The sequence below is a fragment of the Erysipelothrix sp. HDW6B genome, assembly GCF_011301115.1.
GTDB lineage: Bacteria > Bacillota_I > Bacilli_A > Erysipelotrichales > Erysipelotrichaceae > Erysipelothrix > Erysipelothrix anatis.
In genome coordinates this window covers 1,737,613-1,757,974 of the sequence record NZ_CP049860.1, presented here as the reverse complement: position 1 = coordinate 1,757,974, position 20,362 = coordinate 1,737,613, and the positions used below count along the sequence as shown (strand labels likewise).

Sequence of the window (20,362 nt, the reverse complement as noted above, 5' to 3'; positions counted from 1 at the left end):
TAGAGATGATAAGTACAAAAGAAATTTATGAAACACAAACCATGATTCTTGAGCAAAACCTTGATGTTCGGACCATCACAATGGGTATAAATCTTATGGATTGTGCAGATGAAAGCATCGATGCTTTTAATGAAAAAATTTATGCTAAAATTACACAACGTGCGAAAGACCTTGTTACTGTGTGTGACACGATTGCTCGGGAATATGGAATTCCAATCGTGAACAAACGTATTTCCATTACGCCCATTGCGATTGCGGCATCTGCATGCAAGACGGATTCGTATGTTTCAATTGCGCAAACACTCGACCGTGCGGCTAAAGAAGTTGGTGTTGATTTTATTGGAGGATTCTCAGCACTTGTTGAAAAAGGAATCACACCATCAGATCAGATTCTTATCAATTCAGTTCCTGAGGCACTTGCCGTAACTGATCGTGTTTGTTCAAGTATTAATATTGGCTCAACACGTGCGGGTATCAATATGGATGCATTGCTACAAATGGGAAATCTGATTGTCAAGACGGCAGAGTTGACAGCGGATCGCGACAGTATCGGCTGCGCTAAATTTGTTGTATTCTGTAACTCAGTCGAGGATAACCCTTTTATGGCCGGAGCATATCATGGTGTCGGATTAGCGGATACGGTCATTAATGTCGGTGTTAGTGGACCTGGTGTCGTTAAGAAAGCGCTAGAGAACGAAGATATTTCAAGTTTTGAAAACCTTTGTGAAACAATCAAAAAAACAGCATTTAAGATTACACGTGCTGGACAATTGATTGCTCAAGAAGCATCCCGTCGTTTGGGATATCCATTTGGGACGATTGATTTATCACTTGCGCCAACACCTGCTATTGGTGATAGTATTGGGGAAATTTTCCAGGTTATGGGACTGGAACAACCGGGCGCCCATGGGACAACCCTAGCCCTTGCATTATTAAATGATAATATCAAAAAGGGTGGAGTTATGGCATCATCTCATGTAGGTGGCTTATCTGGTGCCTTCATTCCTGTGAGTGAAGATCATGCGATGATTACTGCAGTCGAAAAAGGCGCATTGACTTTGGATAAATTAGAAGCAATGTCAGCAGTTTGCTCAGTCGGTATCGACATGGCCGCCGTTCCTGGAAAAACGACTGCAAATCAACTCTCTGGAATTATTGGCGATGAATGTGCGATTGGATTTATTAATAATAAAACGACAGCTGTTCGTATTATACCAGTTATCGGTAAAGATGTTGGGGAATCAGTAGTCTTTGGTGGATTACTCGGGCATGCGCCAATCATGCCAATAAACGACTTTAACAATGATGCGTTTGTATTGCGTGGGGGTCATATCCCAGCACCAATTCACAGTTTTAAAAACTAATAAAAATGGACTTCAAACGAAGTCCATTTTGTATAAGTCATTACTCAAGTGAATCCACATTAAACTTTGTGCGTGATAAACATTCGCGTGCGAACAATCCTGCTAATAATCCAACAATACCTACGCCTAAAGTAGCATAAACCATCGTAAATATCTTGCCTAAGGCTGTTACGGGAACGATATCTCCATAACCGATTGTCATTAATGTGACAAAACAGAAGTATAAGGCATCAAGCGGCAACATTCCTTCATATAATGTAAAGAAACCTGTACCTGCTAGAAGAAGTATGAAAACAAGGACAATAATTGCTCGAGTTTCATGTCGCCTTCCGATGTTTGTAATAATTTTCCAAACTTGTTTAAATCCTAAAAATAGTGAAATCATAGGATATCCCCCTTATTGACAGACAAAATAGAAAACTCACCACAGGGGTGAGTCGAATTGTGAATTGGTGTTCCCACTCGGGATCGAACCGAGGACCCACAGATTAAGAGTCTGTTGCTCTGCCGGCTGAGCTATAGGAACACAAATAAACACGGCATCAAACAACTACTTGGTGTCTGTTTATAGTTTTATTATACGCCGATTTCATGAAATCGCAATCGTTACAGACAAACTATTTCGTTTATTTTAAGACAAAGGTCGACTATAATTATGATGGATTTTAAGTTGTGCACAAAATGACAGGTATCAAATCGATTAAAACGCTAGAATGGGTTTAGGAGGTGAAGGGATGCAACTGATAGTACAGAAGATTGTAGATACCATCGAAGCAAATTTGGAATCAATTTCATTGGATGATCTTGCGCAATCATTAAACTATTCTATCTTCTATTTGCAAAGGCTATTTGCACTTGAGACAGGGATAGGACTTAAGACATATATACGATTACGACGCCTAAGTCGTGCGGCGTTTGAACTCAAAGAAAGTGAACAACGCGTTATTGATATCGCATTAAAGTATGGTTATGAGACTCCGGAGTCTTTTACAAAATCCTACAAGCAACAACACAATCAAGCGCCATCAAGAACACGACTGGATAATCAACCACTTCGCATCTATCCAATGTATCGTCATGAACCTTCCAGAAAGCGGGAAAATATGATGAAAGTAAGAATTGAAACACGAGAAGCATTTGTGATTTGTGGTACAAAATATGAAATGAGTATTGAAAACAATGAGAATTTAAAAGTGATTCCTGGGCTATGGGATGAACTGAATGAATCAGGGCGTGATCAAGTTCTCTTTGAAATGAATGATGGAAGCATCAATGGCATTGTAGGTGTATGTGTTCCGAAGGATGAATCAAAGATGGAGTACTGGATTGGTACGGTAACTCAAAATGAAATGTCGGGCTATGATGTGTTGCACGTTCCGGCAGCGCGATTCGCTGTTTTTGAGGCGAAAGGACCCCTTCCAGAAGCTATCCAAACAGCATGGCAAGAAATTATGAATGACTGGATTCCAACCAGCGGCTATCAGATTGACGGGGAATTTGACTTCGAAATGTATCCGAATGAGGACCCTAGCAGCGAAACACATACTGCAGAAATTTGGATTAAATTAAAATAGAGATATCTTCGGATATCTCTATTTTAACGTTTTTAAGAGTGCTAAGAGTTCTAAGTGGTTTGCAACATGGTAATCAGGTTGCGGTTGTTGATGGGATGTTTTGGTGCTTAACCATATTGTACGCCATCCAGCATTATGCGCTCCGATGATATCCTTTTCGTAGTCATCGCCAATATAATACGTCGTCTGATCGGGAAGTTTTGTATGCATACAATCAAAGATTTCACGATTGGGCTTTGCGACACCAAATGCTTCGGATACGATAATGCGATTCTCATCAAACCAACGTCCGAGTTTTAAATTTTTGATTTTTTGTGTTTGATGCGCAGTGTTACCATTGGTAATAATACCTCGAGGAATATTTTGACTTTTGCACCAATCTAAAAGTGCCACAGTGTCCTCGGAAAGAGTTAGTGAATACTGATGCTGTTCATAGGCATGTTGCCATATGGCCGCATCATTATCAGATATTTTAACACCCTCAGCACGAAGTGTTGCTTGAATTCGCAGTAGTCGCATGGTAGTGAAATCAATGAGTTGCTGTTCATGGTGTTCAAAGTAAACAGCGCTAAAATGCTCAAAGTGTTCAAACAAAGTGCCAACATTCGATTGTGTTAAGTCAGGAAAGACATCTCGTATCGCATTTGCAAATGCTGATTCACGAAAATATAAAGTATTATCTAGGTCAAAAATAAGATTTATCATACAAACTCCCAAGAAAGAGACACTTAAAGTGTCTCTTATAAAATTAAATGCGATCAAATAAATTGATAAGATTGAAGGCAACAGCATAGTTGTGAATTGGCTGTTTGATGGATTCGATGACATACCGTTTACCGTCGATGCCACACTGACTTAGATTCTGGTAGAGAACGGTTGTTTCTCGAATAATATCCGGATCGTTAAATGTGTAGTGACCCGCAATATCTAAAATTTCAAGGGATAGTTCAGGGTCTTTTTTGATTGTCTCTACTGTGATGTTTGGATCAATAACCCATTTTTTCCAGCGCTCACTGTCAATAGCTTTCGTAAGCAGTATATCATACAACTGCGAACGATTGGTAATCGCACCTTTGTCATGAAGTAAGGTCTCAACGTTTGTTAAAGTGATCAATGCTCGTGTTTCTTGAGTCCCATATTGTGGTGCAACGTTCACTGCAGAAATCATCGTTGGTCGGTGTAACAATAATGTTTCATCAGAAAGATAGTCGCCGTTGTGTTCTTTTAAACTAACGCCGTAAGAAGCGGCCATTGTAGCTAGGTTTTGTGCATTATTGAAGTTAAAGGTTCCAACTTGCTCAGTCTTTCGCGTTAACGTTCCAGTTTGACCGACAATAAATGAAGGATGTGGTAATCCCTGTGCATCAAGACGCCGGTTCAATTCTTGGATGAATTCTTCATAGCGATCCGTACTTGTGAGCCCACCATTTGTCTCTTCTGTACCAACTTCATACGCAATTTCTGGAAGGTTTCGTTGGCGGCGTTCTGATTCACAATACTCGATAAGTTCAACAGTCATGTCGATAACAGCTTCCAAGGGAATAACTTTCCCAACCTCAAACGGATCTTTAGTAGGGTCAATCATTAATAAATCAAATCCAGCTAGGATGTCTTCAAGGTAAGATTGTTTTGCGATAGCCATAGCTGTTTCTTTTGGGATGTGATTGTTGCGTTCTTCGTCCCGTTGCCACGGTCCACCATGATCTCGACATAAGTAATACGAACCGGTAAATCCAATATCATTCGCAATGTTTTGAATATCTTGAGCAAAGCGATCTTGATTCCATCCATTAACATAGCCTGCTCCAAATTCATCAGAATCAACCTGATTTCGGCTTGCTATAAACATAATTGGAAAGTTACCATCTCGAGCAAGTTCTAAACTTGCAATAATAAGATTAGAAGACATGGGACCAATACCCAACAGTGTTGCACCCTTACCTTGTTTCTCAAGATCTAGCAAACTGGTGAGAAGTGAGTTAAGTTGTACCTTCATAACTATTTCTCCTCAACATCAGGTCGTAGAATATGTAGAATTCCTGCAGTAACACAGGCACCAATTAACATATCTAGAACAAACCATAGCTTATTGGTTGCTGCAGCAATAACAATTAAGCCACCATGAGGCACAAATACTTCGACATTATGAATCATACCCAAGCCGGCCCCAACAGCACTACCGATGATGATTGCAGGGAGGACTGTCTTGATACTCTTAACGGCAAATGGAATAGCACCCTCCGTAATCCCAATAAGTCCCATAAAGAACGCAGATGCACCCAAGTTCTTCTCTTCAGTAGTATATTTCTTTTTAGAAATAAATGTGGAAAGTGCAACACCAAGTGGTGGAATAGCAACAGCGATTCGGAACGCACCGTTAGGTCCGTAGATGCCTTCAGCCATGAGTGCTAAAGTAAATGCTGATGCAGTTTTATTGATTGGTCCACCCATGTCGACAGCGGTCATAGCTCCGATGATGACACCAAGAATAACAGCTTGTGATCCTTCAAGACTTGACAATAAATTCATTAACCATGCCATCAATGAACCAAGTGGTGCAGCAAGAACATACATGTATGCCATACTTACGACAAATGTTGTAAGCATTGGAATAATAAGAATTGGCATAATCGTACGAATTGTATTGTTTACTTTCCAGGTTTTCATCCAACGTGCAAAGTAACCTGCCAAAATCCCAACTAACATTGCACCTAAGAACCCCGTGCTAACATTATTTGCCCCAACAGGATTATTCGCGATGAATCCAGTAATCATACCTGGTATCAATCCAGGTTTACCTGCTAAAGAATATGCGATGTATCCGGATAGTATTGGAATCATCATTGCAAATCCAGCTTCACCTATTTTAAGTAAATTTTGGAAGAATGGGTTTGTAACAACCATTCCTGCATCGGTAGCTTCTCCAGTTGCGAGTGCAGCAGCAAGGAATATCCCGCCGACAACGACCGCTGGCATCATATAGGAAACACCGGTGTTAAATGCCTGCGTTAAATCTTTGAAAATTTTATTAGGTTTCTTTTCCATGATTCTTTCTCCTTTTATGTTTATTTATTTATATTTAATGTTGCTTCAATATCATCAAACACAGCACTGGCGTTTTTGATGACAACAGATGGATCCATATGGAAGACTTTACCGTCTTCTTTTTTCTGATCGAACCGTTCTGGCATTTCGATTCCAATCGAAGTGGCCATAATTACATAATCTGCGGCTTCTATCTCGTCATCAAATAACTCATTATCAATTCCCATACCACCTTGTGTTTCCACCTTGTAGTCATAACCACGTTTTTGTGCTTCTACTTCAATGGCCTCTTGACCCATATAGGTGTGCGCGATACCAACGGTACATGCAACGACTCCAACTATTTTCATTATGAATGCTCCTTTTCTGTAAATAATGTATAAATTTCATGAATAGATGCTGCATCGTGGAGTTTCTGTCTAAAGTCAGCGTGAATTAACATCTTACTGATTTCGGAAATATATTTTAGATGTAATGTATCACTATCTTCAGAAACACCAATGAGGAAAATAAGTCCTACTGCTTCGTCTTTTGAATCATCATCCCATTGGATGGGATTGACAGGGCGAATCATCGCAATAAATGCGTCTGAAACACTCTGAGATTTTCCGTGTGGGATGGCAACTCCTAATCCAACATTGGTTGAGATGCTTGCTTCCCGTTCTAAAACAGCGGTTTTGAACATCTCTGAGTTGGAAAGATAACCCGCGCGATGCGCAAGGTCTATTAAATAATCGATAGCATCATTCTTATTGTTAATGGCGACATCGATTGCAATCAGCTTTTTACTAAACATTGTAATCACCCCTCAATATACTGATAACGTCATTTTCGGTTTGTGCTTGTCGTAATTGACCCAGATAATCTGGATTATTTACGAGTGCATATATTTCTTTAAAAATTGCTTTAACATGTACGACATCACACTGTTTAATGTGAATTAATATAATGATGGTTATGTCTTCTTGATCCCATCGAAATTTACGCTCATTGATCAAAATGGAAAGTCCTGATACATAGACATGGGATGGATCACCGTGAGGAATCGCGACTCCGGTCTTTAAATCGGTTGGACCTTTACGTTCACGCTCCGTAACTGAAAGTGTGTACTGATCATCAACGATCTTTTGATCTGATAAACGATCGAGCATAAACTTTAACGCATCCTCACGTTTACTAAAAGTCGTATTAAGATAGATGCGTGATGGATTAACAAGCTTTGAAATCCATGGCAACACTAAGACATCCGTGTGAGTATCTCGCATAGAACTTCGAATAAAATGTTTATCGTAAAAGTTCAAAATATTTTCCTTGTCATCGTTACTCAATAATGTCGAAACAAGAATGACAGGAATATGGGTGATATCTAACTTAATGGTCGAAATAATAAAATCGATGGTTGATAGATCCAAGGATTGGATGTGGGCACTTGAAGCGATATGAGTAATGCTAAGCGGTGGTAATATTTTTTGAACTTCAAGGCTAAGAATTTGTGAGGCAGAAAGTCCTAAAGGACATACAATCAATATATTTTTGCGTGTCTTTCTGCGTTCAAGAGCTAACTGGAAGTAAATCATCAAGAATCCAATTTCGTCTGAATTGAAGGAAACCTCGAGCTCTTCCTCAATCTGTGGTACAGAAAACCACAAAATATTAAAGACTAAGAAGTAATCACGCTTTAACTGACCTAAAAAAGGGTTAGGATGTGAAATGTTGTTTCTAAGTCTGTTAACCATTGGCTCGAAGTGATTACGGATATTCTCTTTTAATAAGGGATCATCCGTTAAGTCAGTATCAATCAGATTACTAAATGTCATAATGAGCGATTCTATAAGACTTTCAAAGTTGGTCTCTTGCACGGCTGTAAATTTATTGGCCTCAAGATAAAGTGCCAAGTAGGTGATATCTGTATCCTTATAATTAAACATTAGCCGATTTGATAGTGTATCGAGCATAGAATGTGCTACTGACATGGTTTGTGGAATGTCGTCTACAATCTTGGATGTTATGTCATCGGATTGGTGTTCAATATGGTTCTCTTGTCTGAGCTGATAACAAAGAACAATCAATGCATTCATAACATTAGAGATGTAAAGTTCATCGATGACTTGAAGGTTGTTCAAGACGTATTCGTATAAAACATCGTGGACTGAAACATAACACTCGTGTCCGTAGAAATAAGAATAGAAGGCTGCGATTAATGTATCGTCAGAAATCATGCTTGGAATTTTGGCAAGACAATAATCGTTGAACCGTATCATCGATTTTTGAATTAAACTTTGGGTGCCGTCAAGCCGCGTGCCTTTTGAATCACTGACCAGTAACGATGGAGTTGCCAGCAAATGATGCCGTAAAGCATCAATATCATTCATAAGTGATCCGTGACTGATAAACAATGTGTTTGATAAATCCTTGTATGTGACCGTTTCACGCTTTAACGCTAACGACTCAAAAATTTGCAGAAGTCGCTTATCAGAAGTGCTAAAGAGATCATAGACATTCGATTTATGTTTCGTCGGCTGATTCAGGTCATAGGTCGGTATCACTGATATTCCCGTATGATCTCTATTTAAGGTATAGCCAAGTTTGGCTAAATAATCTGCGACGTTATCCAAGTCATTGTAGATTGTCCGATCAGAGACACGATAGAGTGCACTATAATATTTGATGGGTTTCGATTCGTGTTGCTTAAGAATCGCAATCGCAAGCTTTTGTTGACGGTTATTTAACTCCATAATTCACCTCCTTGGTACCGCTTACAACCATAGTATAAACGGACACCAATCTTTCTAAAATGATAAATGTTTGCAACATATTATGAAATATATTGAATGTAAATATCATTACCCTGTTATGGGTAGAAGTCAATGAACGTCAAATTAAAAAAGAAGCTACGATTGGTTTTAAAAAATATGCGTAAGGACTACATAAAAAATCTAGTTTTGGTATTATATAATGTACAGGTTAAAAGGAGTGTCGTTATGATCAAAACAGATGCATTAGTAATTGGAAAAGGACCAGCAGGAATTCAGGCTGCAGTTTATATGAAACGGGGGAATATCGATCCTATCGTTATAGGAAAAGGTATTGGAGCATCAGAGCAGGCTCGTGTTATTGATAACTTTTACGGATTTGAAACAATCGGAGGGCCAGAACTCGTACTACGCGGTATCGCTCAAGCTGAGGCACTCGATATCCCTGTAATATCAGACGAAGTCTTATCAATTACTTATGATACCGAAGGTTTTGTAGTTAAGACGACAACCGAAACATACCTTGCATTAACGGTGCTTATTGCAACTGGATCACACCGAAACATTCCACGCGTCAAGAAAATTAGAAATTATGGGGGTAAAGGGGTTTCCTACTGCGCCGTATGTGATGGCTTCTTTTATCGTAAAAAGACAGTAGCTGTTATAGGAAGTGCAGACTATGCGGCCAGTGAAGCTGCTGAGCTTGTCGAGATTGCAGAGAAAGTGGTCATTCTAACAAATGGTGAACCTGTGACAGGAACATTTGACCCACGATGTGAAATCATTACTGACAAAGTTATTTCAGTTTATGGCGAGGGAAAAGTTCAAGGTGTTGAACTTGAGACAGGACAACTCGAATTGGACGGTATTTTTGTTGCAATCGGATCAGCAAGTTCAACAGACCTCGCAACAAAAATGGGGATTGAAGTCCAAAATGGACGCCTCATTGTAAATGAAGAGATGGAAACAAACATCCCAGGTATTTATGCAGCAGGCGACTGCATTCCTGGAGTACAACAGATCGCCAAAGCAGTTTCAGATGGCTGTATTGCTGGATATGCAATGATCGCAGCCGTAAGAGCAAAACGAAGAGAGGCAAACAAATGACACATATATTTGCAAGTGACTTTGATGGCACATTATACAAAGACCATATTATAAGAGATTCAGATCTTGAAGCCATTGCAGCATTTCGTGAGCAAGGACATAAATTTGGACTTGTGACAGGACGAAGCGTAGATTCTATTTTGGCAGAGGCAGAAAAACATAATATTCCCTACGATTTTGTCATTGGAATTAATGGTGGTGCTGTGTTGACCCATGATCACCAAGAAATTTTTAGTAAAACATTGTCACAAGAAATATCGACCGAGTTGGCTCAGAAAATCGATGATTTTGGAATTGAGTTTTATGGGGTAACAGATGGTTACCGATTGGCACGCGTCTATGGTAATCCTGAAGCGCGTGATTCCTTTGAACCGAATATTCAAACGACACCTGTAGAAGAAATTCTTGAAGTTGGCGCACGTGGATTCTATGTCAATGCAGGTTCTGAAGATCATGCACTTGCACTTTCAATCGAGATAAATGCTCATTTTAAGAATCGTGGTGTTCAATGTTTCCCTAATGTGTCCGCAGTCGATATTGGCGTTGAAGGCGTTACGAAAGCAACTGGTATTCAATCGATTATCGACCATTATGGCTATGATGGAACCGTCTATACTATTGGAGATAGTTATAATGACCTTCCAATGATTAAAGCATTCCATGGGTTTGCAATGGACAATGGTGTGGATGCTGTAAAAAAACATGCACAAGATGTGGTTGAAACTGTTGGTGATGCCCTAAAAAGTGTTACAAGATAGCGCATCATGGATGAGTCTTTGTGAAAATTTTGGTATACTAATATCAAGAAGGTGAAAACATGGAACATAAATTAATGACTGTGGACGAGCGTAAAGCGGTCCAAGAAACCTTACATTCTGAAAAAAACTATACGGATTTATCGATGCTTTTCAAAATGTTTGCAGATGCAACCCGCCTCAAAATATTCACAGTACTCTCCCAAAAAGAAGTGTCCGTCGATGATTTAAAAGAAATTTTAAATATGACCCAATCAGCGGTTTCGCATCAACTCGCATCACTTCGAAAACTCAATTTGGTTAAAGTTACAAAAGTGGGAAAATATTCCTATTATTCGCTAGCGGACGATCACGTAATGGAAATCTTTAAGCAAGCATTGGATCATGTTCAAGAATAAATATACATTCTCAAAATCAATAAATTATTCAGGAACTTGAAACTTTTACATAAACCGAGGAACTATTTACAATTTATGTAACACACGTTATAATGTCATAAGATATAAGAGAGGTAGATTCGATGCAAGAACTATTAAACAATGGCTATTTCTGGCAGAAAATCGACTCACTCGTCTTGTCCACGAATGTCGTTATTTCCCAAGATAAAGGATCACGTCATCCAAAGTACCACAACATGGTGTATCCGGTTGATTATGGTTACTTAACGGATATTGAACCGATTAAGGTTTTTAAAGGAAGTGTCAAACGTTCTACGATAGATGCGGTGATGATCGTTGCAGATATACTCAAACGGGATTTAGAAGTTAAACTCTTATGGGGTTGTACTCCTGAAGAAGAGGAAGAAATATTGCGATTCATCAACCAAACAGACTACCAAAAAGGAATCTTGGTAAGACGTGGTAATGAAATGCCTGAGTGGGCAATAACAGATTAATACAAGACTAACTAGAGGTTAAGCTAGATAGTCAAACAAAGGGGCATTCCAAGCGGAGTGTCCCTTTTTATTGCGCCTCCTTAACAAACCTAACATATATTAAGTTGTTTTGAAATAACGTTAACATTCCCTTAATAGATTGAATAAACATACATAAGTTTGTATCATTACATTCGTGTGTGAAATATTTAGGTGACGAAGAGGAAGAAAATGAGAAAGAAAAAGCACAAGTTTTTTAGTTTTATCGTTTTATCATTATTAATGAGTTTAATGACTGCACAGCCCATCCGTGCAGAAGAAGCACAAACCGTTTCTGAATTATTTCCAAACCCATCGCTTGCACAGTACGTTACAGACCATCCCCAACTCAATGTTGTGAATGGAAAAGTTACACAGGCAAGTCTTGATACTGTTGAATTTATTGATCTGAGATCCAGTGTGACGATAACTTCTTTGGAAGAATTAGCACCGTTTCGAAATGCAACTGAAATTCATCTTCGGGAACAAGCAATAACAACCTTAGAAGGGTTGAGCAACTTCCCAAAATTGACCGACTTATTAGTGAATTTTAGCGCATTGCAAACCTTAGATGGTATTGAAGCAGCAACTAATTTAACAGGATTATATGTTTCAGATAGCAATTTGGAGTCACTTGATGGCCTTCAACATCTAAAAGGATTAAAAGCTCTCACCATCTTTAATCCTTCCCACAAAATTGTTGAACAAGGGACACAAATGCTTGAGTCCATCCGTAATCTACCCATTACAGATTTAAGATTGCATAACATCGGATTAACAGATGCAATGATGGATCCAATATCAAGCCTTAAAGAACTCCGTACGATTCATTTGAATTCGTCATTCTTTAAAGATAAGGCAGATGCTCGCGATCATGTAACAAAAACAACCGATGCACTCGCAAACAAGATAACGAGTTTGAGTCCGCTCACGACACTAACTGCACTTACTGATATCCAACTGAATAATAACCGATTGACTAGTTACGAAGGCATTGAATCATTTACCAGTCTTCAAACATTCTCGGTAAATACGGATCTTGAATACAGTCCTTTACTCAATCATGCTGTTGATTTCAATCGATTTATCTTTGCCGAGCACCCAACAGCAACCAAAGGTATTACAGGTACCATTCGTGATAGCATCGTTAATAGTTCGTATACTTTAGATTATGATGCGCAAACAGAGACGTATTCAGTCTCGTTAAGCAATATTATACCTCCACGAACCATTAATGAAACCAGCGGAAAGGTTTATGAAGGAACCATGCGACCAATGATTGGTAATAATGATTTACCGATCATTGCATTCAATGGTAAATTCGATAAAGAAACCAATCGTATCACTTGGGATGCGTCAGATCTTGAAGGGAAAATCGATACCACACACGTCGAAATTTTCTCGTTTGGAATTTTTGATATGGATCCATTTGAAGGGGAAACAGTTGGACGTACACGTCGTTTCGAAGTCATCGGATATGGACGCATCGAAGCTCGTGACGCAGCGGATGTCACGGTGAATTATCTGGATACCGAAGGGAACACACTGGAAGCATCGCAAGTTTTAAGTGGTTTGGGTAAATTAAACAAAGATTATGTTACCCAAGCGTTAGAATTTGCCAACTTCAATCTAGTGCGCGTTGAAGGACCCAAACAAGGCACCTTCACAATGGAACCAAAAGTTGTTAATTTTATCTATGCTCGAAAAGATGCAGCTCCAGTAGTTGTTAATCATATTGATGTTGCTGGTAATGACTTAATATCAGCAGAGCTGCTTGACGGTACTGGCCAATTGGGGAACCCATACGCCACACAAGCACAAGTCATTGAAAACTATATCTTAACCGTACAACCGGAAAACGCAGCGGGTATCTTCACGGATAGTCTTCAAGTCGTAAATTATATCTATACGCGTCGTGATGCTAAAGATGTAACCGTCCATTATATCGATGTAAATGGAAACCCACTTACCGATGATATCGTACTTTCAGGTACAGGAAAACTTGGTTTATCGTATCAAACAGATAGTAAGCAATTCCCATACTATACACTTACAGAAGTACCTTTGAATCATACAGGTACATTTGAAACTGAAGCACAGACTGTCACTTACGTCTATGCAAAACAACAAGGTACAGTGACGGTGTACCATGTTGATCAAGATGGTAAGTCCTTAACAAGTCCGCAATTCATTACTGCAGATGTTGGTACGGCGTACCAAACTTACCCTAAATCCTTCTCAGGTTATGATTTGATTGCCATGCCTGAGAATGCAAGTGGACTGATGAGTGAAGCATCCCAAAGCGTAACGTATCGATATTTGGGTGCTGAGGTCTTGGGCGTTACGAAGCCACCCAAAGGTAAAGATCCCCTTAAGCCAACAAGCCCTAATGTTTCTGAATCTCATGAAAACGCAACATTACCTGCAACCGGAATGGTATCGTCAACATTAGGTTATTGGGTGTTCGGGTTTGGACTACTCAGTGTTATGATTGCGAAATTCAAACGTAAAGAAGCATAAATAAAAACCGTATGATTTCATCAACGAAACTGATTGAAATGTCTGCATGATTTTTAAACTAACCTATATTTCACATAACTAAAAAACACAGTGATGACAATCACTGTGTTTTATTTTAATTATAGTAATTCGCCATACTTGCGAATGAAGTAATGTTTCGCAATGGTTGCAAGAATCATGTAAGCAAGAATGGTTACTGCGAGCCAAGCAAAGTAGATGCCAGGAACAGGAGCAAGTCCAATTGAAAGACCGAAATTTGTGAATGGAATAACGGTCAAGATTCCAATAGCTGCGAAAGTAAGCAGGGTTAACGAAGCCGAAGCACGACTTTGAATGAATGGAATCTTTGGTGTCCGAATCATGTGGATAACCAATGTTTGTGACCACATTGACTCAATGAACCAACCAGATTGGAATACCGCAATAAACAATGCGATATCTTGAGGGTTTGTTAATTGAGAGAATTGTTGGCCACCAACGACCATTGGCGAAATTACGAAAAACATGAGAAAGAAAGTCGTTATATCAAAGACGGAGCTTGTTGGGCCAATGATTAACATGAAATTCTTAATTGAGGTTGCATCCCATTTTCGTGGAACTTTGAGATAGTCTTCATCAACATTATCCCAAGGAATTGCAATACAAGAAATATCATAAATGAGATTGAGTAAGATTAAGTGTAATGCTTCCATTGGTAGGAAAGGCAAGAAGAAACTTGCGACTAAAACGGAGAAGACATTGCCAAAATTAGAACTTGCGGTCATCTTGATGTACTTAATCATGTTTGCATAGGTTTTACGGCCTTCGATAATTGCATCTTCTAGGACAAGTAAGTCTTTTTCGAGAAGAATGACATCGGATGATTCTTTCGCAATATCAACGGCTGTGTCGACAGAAATACCAATGTCTGCAGCCTTCATCGCAGGAGCATCGTTAATGCCATCACCCATAAAGCCAACAGTGTGGCCAAGATCACGAAGTGTATGAACAATCCGTTGTTTTTGTAGTGGTGATAATTTTGCAAAGAGATCGTAGGTATTCACAGCTTCCTGTAGTTCTACATCACTCATTGCATCAATATCAGATCCTAAGATGACATGATCGTTTTCAAATCCAATTAATTCAGCAATGGATTGTGTGACGACATCGTTATCACCGGTAAGAATCTTTGTTGTGACACCATATTCTGATAATTTTTGAATGGCTTCAGCTGCTGATTCTTTAGGTGGATCAAGAAACGCTAGATAACCCATTAAGACCATTTCACGCTCATCATCAGTACTGAAATCGACTTTTCCATTTGGCTCAGTTTTGCAAGCAATAGCAAGTACTCGCAAGCCTTTTTCATTTAAGCCATGAGCAGTTTTAAGGATGGTTTCAGTCAACGCATCAGTTAAAGGTAGAACCTCATCATTAATCATGACGGATGTTGAGATTTTAATCATTTCTTCAACGGCACCTTTGGTAATCATTTCTTTGTGATTTCGACTATCGGTGACAATAACACTCATGCGACGACGGTTGAAGTCAAATGGGATTTCGTCGAGCTTATTGTATTCGGTATCAAGGTTACGCAATTCTGGACGTGTTTCCTCTAGGTCTTCACGACGTTTAATAACTGCTCGATCCATAAGATTCTTTAGACCCGTTTGATAGTAACTGTTGAGGTAAGCATATTTAAAAATTCGGTCATCTTCGGTTCCCATTGGATCCATGTGATATTGCAACACGACATTATCTTGGGTTAATGTTCCTGTTTTATCAGTGCAAAGGATATCAATGGCACCCAGGTCTTGGATGGCGTTGAGATTTTTAACTATTGTCTTTTTCTTACTCATCGTGACAGCACCTTTGGCAAGGGATGTCGTAACAATCATCGGTAACATTTCTGGTGTAAGACCGACTGCGACGGAGATTGCGAAGAGTAATGCTTCAGTCCAGTTTCCTTTACCAAATCCATTAATGACAAACACGATTGGCACCATGATTAGCATAAATCGAATGAGTAACCAGGATACAGAGTTCACACCTTTTTCGAAGGATGTCTCATCTTTTTTGCCTGAAGCACTGTGGGATACTTCGCCAAACATGGTATCATCGCCCGTTGCGATAACAATACCACGAGCACTACCACTAATAACATTTGATCCCATGAAGACAAGATTTTGTGTTGCAGTTAATTGTGCGTCAAGCGCTTCAAGGTCATGGCTGAATTTTTCGACAGGTTCACTTTCCCCCGTAAGTGCAGCCTGTGAGATAAAGAGGTCTTTGCTCTCAAGAATACGCATATCGGCAGGAATCATATCACCTGCTGAAAGAATAATGAGATCGCCCACAACGACTTCGTGTAATGGAAGTTCTTGGGGTTCGTTTGCTTTACGCGCAACGAGTGTGGTGGTTTCCACAAGCTCGCTTAGTTTTTTGGCTTCATTGGAAGAGCGGTATTCTTGGATAAAACGGAGTAGTCCACTAAGGCTTACCATGACAAGAATGATAATAACTGTCACAGGATCTTCTTCCCCAGGTGAGACCATGGCAATATCTGTAATATATGAGAAGCATGCAAGTCCGATTAAAATAAGTGTAAACGGATTAATGAATGCTTGGATGAATTTCATCCATGTAGGTGTTTCTTTGTGGCTGCTAATAGTGTTATCACCGTATTGTTTGCGGTTTGATTCGACACGAAGTCGGGTCAAACCTTGTGGTGATGATTTGTAATGTGTATAAAGTTTTTCGGATGATGCAGTTGCTGCATCAACGTAACGACGTGTGTCGTTGGTGTAAGTTGTTTCTTTCATAGTAGTCTCCTCGTTTCTATTCAATTGAGGACGACAAAGCGATTACAGATTGGATGCACATGTGGCATCAATCAAGATAAAATTATGTGTGTAAATCCAATCGTCATCATCAATGGCGTCAGTAGTTTCTTGCATATGATGTCACATCCTTTCTGTCTGGCAATATAAAAACCACGCATGCTTGAACAGACGTGGTTAAAAAATCACATAAATCGTTCAAGCTTTAACTCAATAGGGCAATGTTATTACACTAGTTTACGCCTTCGTGACGTATACTGTTGACCAGCGCATAGTGTCTCCACTATTTTGCGGTAGTAATCCGTATCCCTAAAGTAGCCTCACCTACCGTAGTTTTTATTTACTCAATAACCATACTTTGTATTTTTAGGAAATGCAAGGCTTAAAATTATAAAAAGAGTTCATTTCATAATTTTATGAGTAAAAAGAGCCACTGTACAAAGGCTCTCAGACAAATTAAAAATTTCGAAAAAAAAAACTATGCATGTGTGCTAAACCATAAATATACGCACGATTAAGGATGTATCCCCAGTCAAAGATTGACGTACTATGTATATCTAGGTATAATATACATAGATATACATAGTATTGTTTAACAGACTCTCATTGCTGTCATTTTAAGTTTATCGACCATAATACGATCAACGTTCAGGACATAATCACAATAAGGAGATTCGCACATGAATCGATACCACACTTTCTTAGATAAATTGATGAAAGAAATTAAGTATCCATTTGTTAGACGGAAGATACGAAACGAGTACACAGCACATCTTGATGATTCCTATGAGGCATTCCTTGCGCAAGGAATGAATCCGAAGACAGCTGAATCTTATGCGATGGCGGCCATGGGGAATCCTCAAGAAATTGGCCAGATGCTCAATAACGTGCACCATCCGATCTTCAGTTGGTTGTATTTGGCGAGCAAACTCTCTCTGATTGTTACAGTAATGAGTTTCTTACTATTGTTTGGGCCAAGCCTATGGCAACGAATCTCAACATTTCAAGGATATTCATCGATTACTGATGAATTGCAGGCATTGGAACCACTATATTATCAGCAACTCGATCAGCAGGTAATTGTCGGTAATACTGAATTTTCGTTTCAAGATTTTGCATATACTGAAGATGGCATGGTATTAATTAGCGTAAGACACAAAAGTTTAAACAGTCGAAGCCCATTTCTAGGCAATTTATTTACCTATGATTTTGAAACAATTATTGATGGAAACCCTATTGTGCTTACAGGATCGAACTTTACAATTATTTCGGGAATTCCAGATGAAGGACTTTATTATGTTTTCGGCAACAGTCCCACGTATACGAAGACATGGTCATCTCATGTTGTGCTTGTCTACAAGGGAATTGAAGAAGTACCGCAAGAAGTCGCAATAAATTTTAAAACATTGGATGGGTCTACGCGTCAAATTCAAGTTAAAAGGGGGACATAACGATGTCGAAGAAACGTAAAGCGGCGCTATTTGTGATTGTATCAAGCCTACTGATTGGTGTGGCTGTGTACCTTCAGGGGTGGTATCTTTCAAAAGCACGACTACTTAGCGACTTTTGCGAAAGTGCTGGGGTAGCAAACTGTAACATTGAAGGCCCAGTACCTGTTTATGAAAATGAACGTCTGTATATATTTGAAAGTGACACTCATTATATCCCGATGATAGTGGAATCATGGGGTCCGTTCTCCCGATTTTCAATTCAGAACAACCATAACTTGGTCAAAAGTTATGCAAATAATGCAGGTAATCTTGATCTTCGGTGGACACCAAAGCAAACACCGATGGAGGATATGACGCGAGTGAAAGCATACCACGGTCGCGAATGGGTGGTTCGAAACTATGAGGTACTTGTTATCTACCGCCCAGAGAACGCACAATTTGGATTTGGATATGATAACCGTAATGGGAGTGATGGAAAACAACCAACCACCGATGCACTCTATGCGAAGACAAACCCCATGAATACGGTTGGAAATTATGCCTATGAAATTATGCCGCTGATTGAACAAATGTATGACCGTACGTACCGAATTGCAGAGTATGATGCAAATCAAGACGTGCAAAAATACTACTATCCATTCACGTTCCAGCGCTCAGGAACACTAAAGAAAGCAACGGATTTTTCCTATGATGTGTCTATAAATTTTTATGACGATTCGTCGTTATATTTACAAACAGGGCCGCTCATCAAAAATACCAGTGATTTTGAAGTGCAAGTATCGCAAACATTTTTCGATATGCCTGTAGAAACCTATCCCTTACTTTTGGATCTGGAGTTAATGGGTGTAAAGATTGAATTTATGGAACTAGACCAGATGCGGATTCGTTATTACCAATACACAGATGATACAGTTATTGTTGAATATATATCCGACCCTATTGGGTATCAAGAGGTGTTTGTTGCGCCTTATCACGTTTATGAGACAATGAGGTCGTCAATTTTTGTAAATAGGTCGTAAACAAGATAAACAGTTCAATTGCTAATGGATCCATACGTAACAACTTAGGATTATAATAAAGCAAATCTTTAAGTATATGTTGATTCGAAAGCGTTTGCAATATATTGATTTCGATTTCTCCCTAATGATGAATTAAGATCACGATGTCTTGTTGTGATGCAATTTATCATGTGATAAAACAGGAAAATATCACAAAATACACCAATTTCAATATGAAGATTGTTTAGAAGGGTTAACATAACAGAATTATGTGGGCGGATTGTTTGTTATATGAATATAATGATGTTAGTGTTGAATTATATGAGGGGGAAATCATGAAAAAGAATCATACTTTTTTACGTGTGGGCACATTGTCCATGCTTATAGCTGCCATCGCAGCAACACCAATTATTGCGCAGGAAACAGCGGACCCGCAAACATCTGAAGCTACCGCAACTTTTACGGCACCAGATACGGACAAACCAGTTGTTCCAGTAGATCCAACAGATCCTACAAAACCATTAGATCCAATCGATCCAGAGGATGGTAAAGAAACAGGATCTGTAGGTCCGATGACCATTGACTACGTGCCGCACTTCAAATTTAAGCCAACCGCTATTGAAGAGAAAGCACAAACCATTCAATCAATTTCGATGAACCCATACGTTCAGGTATCTGACCGTACGGCTACTGGAAAAGGGTGGACACTTTCAGCACAATTGGGTGATTTTACTAATACGATGCAAACACCTGAAACTACTGATGACCATACACTGAACAGTGCAACAATCACATTGACAAGCGGTGCTGTTTCATCAACAGATGCAACAAACCTAAATAAACCAGTTGGACAAACACCGATTGTATTGACTGCAGGTGGTGGTCAAGTCACAATCATGCAAGCAACAACACACAATGGTATGGGTACCTGGTTGATGAGTTGGTTAGGCGATAGTGCACAAACTGAAAATGCGAAAGTAACACTTAATGCTGACACAAAGGGCGCTCGTGTCGGAGATTATAAATCAGAAATCAACTGGACTTTAAGCCAACAACCTTAGAC

The 20,362-nt window shown here is 39.3% G+C and carries 18 protein-coding genes, 1 tRNA gene and 1 riboswitch; of the genes, 10 read left to right on the top strand and 9 right to left on the bottom strand.

The features are described 5' to 3' along the window. Positions 1 to 5 precede the first annotated feature (5 nt). Positions 6 to 1,364, top strand: coding sequence for a PFL family protein (locus G7061_RS08620; protein ID WP_166120628.1), 1,359 nt, complete (start codon positions 6 to 8; stop codon positions 1,362 to 1,364). Positions 1,365 to 1,404: 40 nt separating this feature from the next. Here G7061_RS08620 and G7061_RS08615 read toward each other — a convergent pair whose 3' ends face one another. Both G7061_RS08615 and G7061_RS08610 read right to left on the bottom strand, forming a co-directional pair. Continuing rightward, positions 1,405 to 1,749 (bottom strand): potassium channel family protein, encoded by a 345-nt coding sequence (locus tag G7061_RS08615; RefSeq protein ID WP_159633432.1) that lies wholly within the window; start codon positions 1,747 to 1,749, stop codon positions 1,405 to 1,407. A gap of 65 nt (positions 1,750 to 1,814) precedes the next feature. After that, a tRNA-Lys gene (locus G7061_RS08610) sits at positions 1,815 to 1,890 on the bottom strand. A 208-nt stretch (positions 1,891 to 2,098) separates the two neighbouring features. On the opposite strand from G7061_RS08610, the gene G7061_RS08605 reads away from it, so the two are divergent. After that, on the top strand, positions 2,099 to 2,938 hold the full coding sequence (locus G7061_RS08605; protein WP_159639161.1) for an effector binding domain-containing protein: 840 nt from the start codon (positions 2,099 to 2,101) through the stop codon (positions 2,936 to 2,938). 18 nt (positions 2,939 to 2,956) lie between these two features. On the opposite strand, the gene G7061_RS08600 is transcribed toward G7061_RS08605, so the two are convergent. The 6 genes from G7061_RS08600 to G7061_RS08575 are packed head-to-tail and all read right to left on the bottom strand — an operon-like array spanning position 2,957 to position 8,718. Continuing rightward, complete coding sequence (locus tag G7061_RS08600; RefSeq protein WP_166120625.1) at positions 2,957 to 3,643, bottom strand: HAD family hydrolase; 687 nt, start codon at positions 3,641 to 3,643, stop codon at positions 2,957 to 2,959. Between the two features lie 43 nt (positions 3,644 to 3,686). Next, positions 3,687 to 4,934 (bottom strand): class II D-tagatose-bisphosphate aldolase non-catalytic subunit, encoded by a 1,248-nt coding sequence (locus G7061_RS08595; RefSeq protein ID WP_159639159.1) that lies wholly within the window; start codon positions 4,932 to 4,934, stop codon positions 3,687 to 3,689. Positions 4,935 to 4,936: 2 nt separating this feature from the next. Then, complete coding sequence (locus tag G7061_RS08590; protein ID WP_159639158.1) at positions 4,937 to 5,983, bottom strand: PTS fructose transporter subunit IIC; 1,047 nt, start codon at positions 5,981 to 5,983, stop codon at positions 4,937 to 4,939. Between the two features lie 20 nt (positions 5,984 to 6,003). Further along, positions 6,004 to 6,333 (bottom strand): PTS fructose transporter subunit IIB, encoded by a 330-nt coding sequence (locus G7061_RS08585; protein ID WP_159639157.1) that lies wholly within the window; start codon positions 6,331 to 6,333, stop codon positions 6,004 to 6,006. Next, positions 6,333 to 6,779: a PTS sugar transporter subunit IIA gene (locus G7061_RS08580; protein ID WP_159639156.1), complete on the bottom strand. Its 447-nt coding sequence runs from the start codon at positions 6,777 to 6,779 to the stop codon at positions 6,333 to 6,335. The genes G7061_RS08585 and G7061_RS08580 overlap by 1 nt, the downstream gene beginning before the upstream one ends. Continuing rightward, a complete protein-coding gene (locus G7061_RS08575) occupies positions 6,772 to 8,718 on the bottom strand; it encodes a PTS sugar transporter subunit IIA (protein WP_166120618.1) in 1,947 nt (648 codons plus the stop codon). Before G7061_RS08575 ends, G7061_RS08580 begins: the two co-directional genes overlap by 8 nt. Before the next feature lie 246 nt (positions 8,719 to 8,964). On the opposite strand from G7061_RS08575, the gene G7061_RS08570 reads away from it, so the two are divergent. The 5 genes from G7061_RS08570 to G7061_RS08550 all read left to right on the top strand — a co-directional run bounded on the left by G7061_RS08570 (position 8,965) and on the right by G7061_RS08550 (position 14,031). Then, positions 8,965 to 9,843 (top strand): NAD(P)/FAD-dependent oxidoreductase, encoded by an 879-nt coding sequence (locus G7061_RS08570; protein WP_159639154.1) that lies wholly within the window; start codon positions 8,965 to 8,967, stop codon positions 9,841 to 9,843. Then, a complete protein-coding gene (locus G7061_RS08565; protein ID WP_159646858.1) occupies positions 9,840 to 10,601 on the top strand; it encodes an HAD family hydrolase in 762 nt (253 codons plus the stop codon). Before G7061_RS08570 ends, G7061_RS08565 begins: the two co-directional genes overlap by 4 nt. A gap of 59 nt (positions 10,602 to 10,660) precedes the next feature. Continuing rightward, on the top strand, positions 10,661 to 10,996 hold the full coding sequence (locus G7061_RS08560) for a helix-turn-helix transcriptional regulator (RefSeq protein ID WP_159639152.1): 336 nt from the start codon (positions 10,661 to 10,663) through the stop codon (positions 10,994 to 10,996). Between the two features lie 122 nt (positions 10,997 to 11,118). After that, positions 11,119 to 11,493 (top strand): Inorganic pyrophosphatase, encoded by a 375-nt coding sequence (locus tag G7061_RS08555; RefSeq protein WP_159633397.1) that lies wholly within the window; start codon positions 11,119 to 11,121, stop codon positions 11,491 to 11,493. 210 nt (positions 11,494 to 11,703) lie between these two features. Beyond that, complete coding sequence (locus G7061_RS08550) at positions 11,704 to 14,031, top strand: MucBP domain-containing protein (RefSeq protein WP_166120616.1); 2,328 nt, start codon at positions 11,704 to 11,706, stop codon at positions 14,029 to 14,031. Between the two features lie 119 nt (positions 14,032 to 14,150). Here the strand turns inward: G7061_RS08550 and mgtA are convergent, their stop codons facing one another. Further along, positions 14,151 to 16,832 carry a magnesium-translocating P-type ATPase gene (mgtA, locus tag G7061_RS08545; RefSeq protein WP_166120613.1) on the bottom strand — a complete coding sequence of 894 codons (2,682 nt, stop codon included), beginning with the start codon at positions 16,830 to 16,832 and terminating at the stop codon, positions 14,151 to 14,153. A gap of 200 nt (positions 16,833 to 17,032) precedes the next feature. Continuing rightward, positions 17,033 to 17,189, bottom strand: a riboswitch (M-box (ykoK) riboswitch). A gap of 341 nt (positions 17,190 to 17,530) precedes the next feature. Here mgtA and G7061_RS08540 point away from each other — a divergent pair. The 3 genes from G7061_RS08540 to G7061_RS08530 all read left to right on the top strand — a co-directional run bounded on the left by G7061_RS08540 (position 17,531) and on the right by G7061_RS08530 (position 20,360). Next, entirely contained in the window at positions 17,531 to 18,301 is a 771-nt protein-coding gene (locus G7061_RS08540) for a permease prefix domain 1-containing protein (RefSeq protein WP_166120610.1), read from the top strand. Between the two features lie 2 nt (positions 18,302 to 18,303). Next, positions 18,304 to 19,320: a hypothetical protein gene (locus G7061_RS08535; RefSeq protein ID WP_166120607.1), complete on the top strand. Its 1,017-nt coding sequence runs from the start codon at positions 18,304 to 18,306 to the stop codon at positions 19,318 to 19,320. A gap of 314 nt (positions 19,321 to 19,634) precedes the next feature. After that, positions 19,635 to 20,360, top strand: a complete 726-nt coding sequence (locus G7061_RS08530) for a WxL domain-containing protein (RefSeq protein WP_159639147.1) — start codon at positions 19,635 to 19,637, stop codon at positions 20,358 to 20,360. The last annotated feature ends 2 nt before the right edge of the window (positions 20,361 to 20,362 follow it).

What these genes read in the sequence shown, in the direction of transcription:
- G7061_RS08620 (WP_166120628.1), top strand. Translation starts at nt 6, where the DNA reads ATGATAAGTACAAAAGAAATTTATGAAACACAAACCATGATTCTTGAG.
- G7061_RS08615 (WP_159633432.1), bottom strand. Translation starts at nt 1,749, where the DNA reads ATGATTTCACTATTTTTAGGATTTAAACAAGTTTGGAAAATTATTACA.
- G7061_RS08605 (WP_159639161.1), top strand. Translation starts at nt 2,099, where the DNA reads ATGCAACTGATAGTACAGAAGATTGTAGATACCATCGAAGCAAATTTG.
- G7061_RS08600 (WP_166120625.1), bottom strand. Translation starts at nt 3,643, where the DNA reads ATGATAAATCTTATTTTTGACCTAGATAATACTTTATATTTTCGTGAA.
- G7061_RS08595 (WP_159639159.1), bottom strand. Translation starts at nt 4,934, where the DNA reads ATGAAGGTACAACTTAACTCACTTCTCACCAGTTTGCTAGATCTTGAG.
- G7061_RS08590 (WP_159639158.1), bottom strand. Translation starts at nt 5,983, where the DNA reads ATGGAAAAGAAACCTAATAAAATTTTCAAAGATTTAACGCAGGCATTT.
- G7061_RS08585 (WP_159639157.1), bottom strand. Translation starts at nt 6,333, where the DNA reads ATGAAAATAGTTGGAGTCGTTGCATGTACCGTTGGTATCGCGCACACC.
- G7061_RS08580 (WP_159639156.1), bottom strand. Translation starts at nt 6,779, where the DNA reads ATGTTTAGTAAAAAGCTGATTGCAATCGATGTCGCCATTAACAATAAG.
- G7061_RS08575 (WP_166120618.1), bottom strand. Translation starts at nt 8,718, where the DNA reads ATGGAGTTAAATAACCGTCAACAAAAGCTTGCGATTGCGATTCTTAAG.
- G7061_RS08570 (WP_159639154.1), top strand. Translation starts at nt 8,965, where the DNA reads ATGATCAAAACAGATGCATTAGTAATTGGAAAAGGACCAGCAGGAATT.
- G7061_RS08565 (WP_159646858.1), top strand. Translation starts at nt 9,840, where the DNA reads ATGACACATATATTTGCAAGTGACTTTGATGGCACATTATACAAAGAC.
- G7061_RS08560 (WP_159639152.1), top strand. Translation starts at nt 10,661, where the DNA reads ATGGAACATAAATTAATGACTGTGGACGAGCGTAAAGCGGTCCAAGAA.
- G7061_RS08555 (WP_159633397.1), top strand. Translation starts at nt 11,119, where the DNA reads ATGCAAGAACTATTAAACAATGGCTATTTCTGGCAGAAAATCGACTCA.
- G7061_RS08550 (WP_166120616.1), top strand. Translation starts at nt 11,704, where the DNA reads ATGAGAAAGAAAAAGCACAAGTTTTTTAGTTTTATCGTTTTATCATTA.
- mgtA (WP_166120613.1), bottom strand. Translation starts at nt 16,832, where the DNA reads ATGAAAGAAACAACTTACACCAACGACACACGTCGTTACGTTGATGCA.
- G7061_RS08540 (WP_166120610.1), top strand. Translation starts at nt 17,531, where the DNA reads ATGAATCGATACCACACTTTCTTAGATAAATTGATGAAAGAAATTAAG.
- G7061_RS08535 (WP_166120607.1), top strand. Translation starts at nt 18,304, where the DNA reads ATGTCGAAGAAACGTAAAGCGGCGCTATTTGTGATTGTATCAAGCCTA.
- G7061_RS08530 (WP_159639147.1), top strand. Translation starts at nt 19,635, where the DNA reads ATGAAAAAGAATCATACTTTTTTACGTGTGGGCACATTGTCCATGCTT.